The sequence below is a fragment of the Ensifer sp. 22460 genome (assembly GCF_052044935.1).
In the GTDB taxonomy this organism is placed as follows: Bacteria; Pseudomonadota; Alphaproteobacteria; order Rhizobiales; family Rhizobiaceae; genus Ensifer.
The window spans coordinates 1-4,751 of record NZ_JBQENZ010000067.1 but is presented as its reverse complement, the minus strand read 5'-3'; the positions used below and the strand labels follow the sequence as shown (position 1 = coordinate 4,751).

Sequence of the window (4,751 nt, the reverse complement as noted above, 5' to 3'; positions counted from 1 at the left end):
CATTCATCCAGCGCGGCCGCTACGTCATGCCATTCAACAAGGATGGCCGCTTTGCTCCGCTGGCCGCGGCCGATACGGCGAAGATCATCGCCAACATCCTGGAGAAGCCGGAAGACCACGGCGGCCAAGCCTACCAGCTGCACGGCCCGAAGGAGTATAGTCACGAGGAGCTCGCAGCAGAGGTTGGTCGGGTCCTCGGAGTCGATCTGCCCTTCGAGCAGCTTACCGTATCGGCCTTTCTGGAGCTCGCGGGGCTCGAGGATGACACCGTCTTGCGGCGGCACTTCGAAGCTGCGGAGCTGGACCAGCAAGAGGGTCTCCTCGCCGGTCTCGATGACATCGGCACGAAGATTATTGGTGGCCCGCTGATGACCGTAGAAGCTTTCGTCAACGCGAACCGGGCGCGCTTCGTCCGTGAAACGCAAACGTCAGTCGACCGAAATTAGAATCCTGTGCGTTTTGGGGCGGATATATCAGGGTGACTAATCCAGGTCGCTAACCGGGGCGATCCGGAACGCATGTTTCGGAGCTGCATCGTCCACCTCGAAAATGCCATGGTTTTGCGATTAATTCACCGGCCACTGAGCTGAATCCTCGAGTGCGTAGCGACTGGCAGCTGCGCACTCGATGGACGATAGCTTTTGGCCGAAGCAGATGCTCACATCCAGGTCAAGGTACGACCTGGAGGGGTCGACAGCAGTCAATGGCCGACCTGCTGATTTAAGCCGATATATCGGGATATCGCCGACGAGACCATCGCGCCTATCACGCAGGACCGCTTCCAGGAAGCAGACCTTGAGCGTGTCGCCAAGGTAGACGACGCCAAACCGCCTTGCCGGGTCACGCCGGCGGGGATCACTGAACCGGCTCGGCGTCTTTCCATATCCTAGCGGGTCGGGAAAGGCACTCGCATAGATTCGTCCAAATCGACGACCGGCAGGAATGGTCTCGATGTCGAGCACGGAATTTTCGAACCCCGCGGGCGGCTTGATTCCCGTCATTCAGCGAAAATCACCGCGGGCGACACTCTCGGCCGCTGCAACCACTTCACCGTCCTGACCACGTTTCAGCGCATCCAGAGCCTTCCGGCCGTCCAGACCACCATGTGGCGTGACAAGGAAGCGGTAAACCGCCCATGCACCGCCGAGGATCTCGTGCAGTTTCGGAAGGACGGCATAGGGCCGACCGTCCCGATCGAGTTGCCATGACGGAAAACGGAAACCCCGCTTGGCTCCGTCGAGACCGAGAACCTGCCCGTTCTGCCGCTTTGTGTTGACCGTGACACGCGAAACGCCGAGCAGGTCCGCGAACGTTTCCGCGCTCAGCATATCATCCTCCGCGAGAATCTCCGCCACACGACGCTGGCCGCGCTCCCGTGCTGCAGTCAACGCTGCCTGGAGCTCGTCATCCGGCTCTGGCGCCTCTTCAACCGGAAACGCAACCTGACGAGACTGCGGTTCTTCTTCCACGACTGAAATCGTCTGCGCTCCGGCCAGCGGATCCACGACGACGCGGAAACTGACCTGATGGCCGGCCTTTCGGCTCAGCTTAATCGCCTTAGCGTATTGCCTGATCAACGCCTTCTCAAAATCTGCCTTCCGGGGCAGCTTCATCGAGAGCGCAATGTCGGAAGAAGCGTTTCGGGGCTCGTTAGCAACAGTTTTCGTAGTGGGCATGGTCTTCAGTCTCCTGCGCTACAATTTAGGCAAGATGTAGAAGTTCGTCAAGTTTGTTAAGTTCGTAAACATACGGCGGCATTCGGGCAGTGCAGGTTCGAGTCCTGCCGCGCCCACCACCATCCTGATCGCCAAACGCCTGGTGTCGGAGGTCTTGAAAACCAATCTCAGCATTCCCAGATGATTTTCCGTCTTCTTTCATCCGGTTAGATAGGAAGGAGGGAAACATGTATCTTCTGGAGATGCCATGGTCTGTACCGTTGCAGGTAACGTTCCAGAACGGCAACAATCGCACCTTTTCATCGGTGTTCGACGCGCTCGTTTTTCTGGAGAACGAGTGGCCGCGACGTCGCGGACGGCGCTACGAGCAAGCCGTCGAAGTCTGTCGGCGCGCCCTTAACCGAAAGATGCCGGTTGCGATCGCGCGTGAAGCTTTCGTCGCTGCGTGTCTGGAGGCGGGCCTCCCAGCGAATGGGCTAGCCCACCGCACCAGCTCGAGAAGCGATGACAGGCGCTCTGCCGCATAGGTCAGGATGGGAATGCTCCGATGTTTGACCCAGTGGAAAGTGCCTGGATAAGCCCGACCGAGTTGAACTTCCTGCAAAGGATCTTCGACCGGGTTTGCATGTGGTGCCAGATTGATCGGCCCAGCGAGCGTGCCGACCACCTCGCGACTTACCTGTTGCATGAATATCGGGCTGGTATTCGCGACGAGACAGCTCTTTTCGAAGCAGCAATGTGGCGCGAAGCGGGCCGTTCAAAGTCCGGCCCCATGCATGAGCATGACAAAGGGTTCGACGACACGACAATCAACTAGACATGTGGCGCGCCGTCCTCATGGCGCGCCAATCGTCTGAACCATTCGCCATCGATGATGCTCCAGTTGAAGATGCGGCGCGATCGCCGACGATAGACTGCCGCGACAATCATTTCCGATCCCCGCGCTAGGGTGCGGGCGACATTTACGTGGATCGGTTTACTTCAAGATTTTCCAAGCTCGCCCCGCACGGTGAGGTGCTCAAGCTTGACGGAGATGGGAGAGCGGTCAACGATACGGCTAAAAGCGATAACCGACACCCAGCGCGCCAAGCCTCGTAGCGTCAATTCCGGACGATACATTATGCGATTTTCGAGCTCCTCCCGCCGCGCGTGGATCGTTCCACGCCTCCTCCCAGAACCGATTAAGTTCAAAAGCGCAGGAACCTCCGCCCGTGTCGCAGTGGGTTTGTAGCGCCGCGCCTCACCGTCCTGCTTCCTTGACCGCGCGCCTTCCCTTACAATCCCTTCCGGACACAATGGAGTTCCGACATGAGCGAAGACGCCTTCAACATGTCGATCCGCAAGTTCCTGAAGGAAGTCGGCATCACCTCGCAGCGCAAGATCGAGGATACGGTGCGCGAAGGTTCTCACCTTCTCCCTGTTGGCAAATCGACCGAGGCGGCCCCTACGTTCCACGGCGCGAGCGCAAAACCGGATTGGCTCTTTCCGCAGGCGACAGCACCGGAAGCCACGTCATCCGACTGGCGGCCAATGTTCCTCGACTATCTGTCCCTTGGATACAACGCTGCGACGGCGTTCAGCCCAACCGACGTGCTACCGCTGACACGACGGGCGAAAATGTTGATGATGGCCGAAAGCGCGATCTCGCTCCTGACTCTCGTCCTCGTTGCGGCCCGCGCAGTCAACGTTCTCCCGTAGCGGCACGTCAGCGGATCACGTCGCCTCGTTGACGTAGAGAAAATACGTGTCTTTGGGCGCGCCCGGCGGATGCGGCAGCGGACGCGTCCCCGCAAGTTCGAGCGGCAAATCGGACAGGACGATGGCATGCGGCGAAAGGACCGCCGGGAGGCATCGGCTCAGTTTGGCGATTGTCGCAATATTGTTCGCTTCGACATATGAACCCATATCCGCATGCGCCAGGATGACTTGTCCGCCAAAGCGGGTGGCTGCGGCAGCAAGCGTCTGCTCGATGTCGCCGAGCAGTAAATAGTTCTGTGGCGGCGTGCAGTCGGCGAAACAGTCGATCTCGCGATCCAGCACATAGATCTCGCGCTCCGGCAGATGGATGCGCAAGTGGTCGTAGGTGCGACCGTGACCCAGCCCCATCTCGAAGACAATGCCCGGACGGCCGGCTATCTCTCTGAAGGCCCATTCGAGGCAGATGTGCTGGGCCTCCAGGCGGAAGAGCAATTTTTCGAGCCGGGAGTCTTTACGTCTGCGTTCAGCACGCGTTTCTTTCAGTGTGGCACGTGTCGGCATACTTATCGTCCCTCCGGGTCATGGAATCGAGCGCGGCTAGGATGGCTCCAATTGGCGCCGGCGCGGTGCTATCATTCGTCAGGCGTCGGCCTCTCTCCAATCCGATCAACTGGTAGCGGTGAGCGGCTGAACCGTTTCGGGTCCGCAATGCGAGGCCGGACATGCCTGGCAGTTGGGTATCGAGCACGACACAGGCCACACGACTATCCGGATCACGTCTCCGCGAAAATGCCGCCACTTGAAATCACTCATCAAATTATCCGCTGCAAATAGTCGTCGCAAAAACCCTCACCCAGGCGATTTTTGCAACAGGGCCGCTTACCCTAGGAACTGCTGATCGCCATCTTCAGCCATCGCTCAACAAGGGTGAAGCCCCGAGTGGTTATGGAAATCCGGACGACCGATAGCCGAGGCGGTAGCCAGCGTTGACATGCGCAATGCGGTCGCCAAAAGGGAAGTAGCTTACAGTATGCAACGCCCCTGCTACGGTTACGTCGGCATTTCGCAGCGCGGAGGCTGCACGATGGCGAGCGCTGCCGACATCCCGTCTCGGCGGCTGTTTGCCATCTCCATGTCCCCGGCGGAGCGTGAGCGTGAGGTACCATCGACCGCCGGAACGTGGGTCGGCGCCGCGAAGGTCACCAACGAGCATTCGTCATCATCGCATGCCTAGGCATCGTTACGATTCCGTGAGCGGCAGCAGAGACCCTGAGATGTCTTCTTACCGGGCTGGTGCAGCGCCGGCACGGCCGCGCGCGCCCGTCACTGACCGTGGCAACCGCGAAACTCCTTCAAATTTTTTCCTGCGAATCCGCC

Annotated in this window: 5 protein-coding genes and 2 pseudogenes; 4 read left to right on the top strand and 3 right to left on the bottom strand. The window is 59.3% G+C overall.

The window, feature by feature from the left end; all coding sequences use genetic code 11:
• Positions 1-446: pseudogene (locus ACTJKM_RS35975) on the top strand (hypothetical protein); the annotation flags it as partial.
• Positions 447-566: 120 nt separating this feature from the next.
• On the opposite strand, the gene ACTJKM_RS35970 reads toward ACTJKM_RS35975, so the two are convergent.
• Positions 567-1,001 carry an RES domain-containing protein gene (locus tag ACTJKM_RS35970; RefSeq protein ID WP_440661885.1) on the bottom strand — a complete coding sequence of 145 codons (435 nt, stop codon included), beginning with the start codon at positions 999-1,001 and terminating at the stop codon, positions 567-569.
• Positions 1,002-1,676, bottom strand: coding sequence for a hypothetical protein (locus tag ACTJKM_RS35965; RefSeq protein ID WP_058325848.1), 675 nt, complete (start codon positions 1,674-1,676; stop codon positions 1,002-1,004). It abuts the gene before it with no gap.
• Positions 1,677-1,903: 227 nt separating this feature from the next.
• Between ACTJKM_RS35965 and ACTJKM_RS35960 the strand changes: the two genes are divergently transcribed.
• The 3 genes and pseudogenes from ACTJKM_RS35960 to ACTJKM_RS35950 all read left to right on the top strand — a co-directional run.
• Positions 1,904-2,203, top strand: coding sequence for a DUF982 domain-containing protein (locus ACTJKM_RS35960; protein WP_440661884.1), 300 nt, complete (start codon positions 1,904-1,906; stop codon positions 2,201-2,203).
• Between the two features lie 20 nt (positions 2,204-2,223).
• The gene (locus tag ACTJKM_RS35955) at positions 2,224-2,493 is read left to right on the top strand and encodes a hypothetical protein (RefSeq protein WP_058325850.1); all 270 of its coding nucleotides are present in this window, start codon (positions 2,224-2,226) and stop codon (positions 2,491-2,493) included.
• A 491-nt stretch (positions 2,494-2,984) separates the two neighbouring features.
• A pseudogene (locus tag ACTJKM_RS35950) lies at positions 2,985-3,080 on the top strand (DUF6494 family protein); the annotation flags it as partial.
• Between the two features lie 309 nt (positions 3,081-3,389).
• Here ACTJKM_RS35950 and ACTJKM_RS35945 read toward each other — a convergent pair.
• Positions 3,390-3,935: a class I SAM-dependent methyltransferase gene (locus ACTJKM_RS35945; protein ID WP_058325852.1), complete on the bottom strand. Its 546-nt coding sequence runs from the start codon at positions 3,933-3,935 to the stop codon at positions 3,390-3,392.
• Between the last annotated feature and the right edge of the window lie 816 nt (positions 3,936-4,751).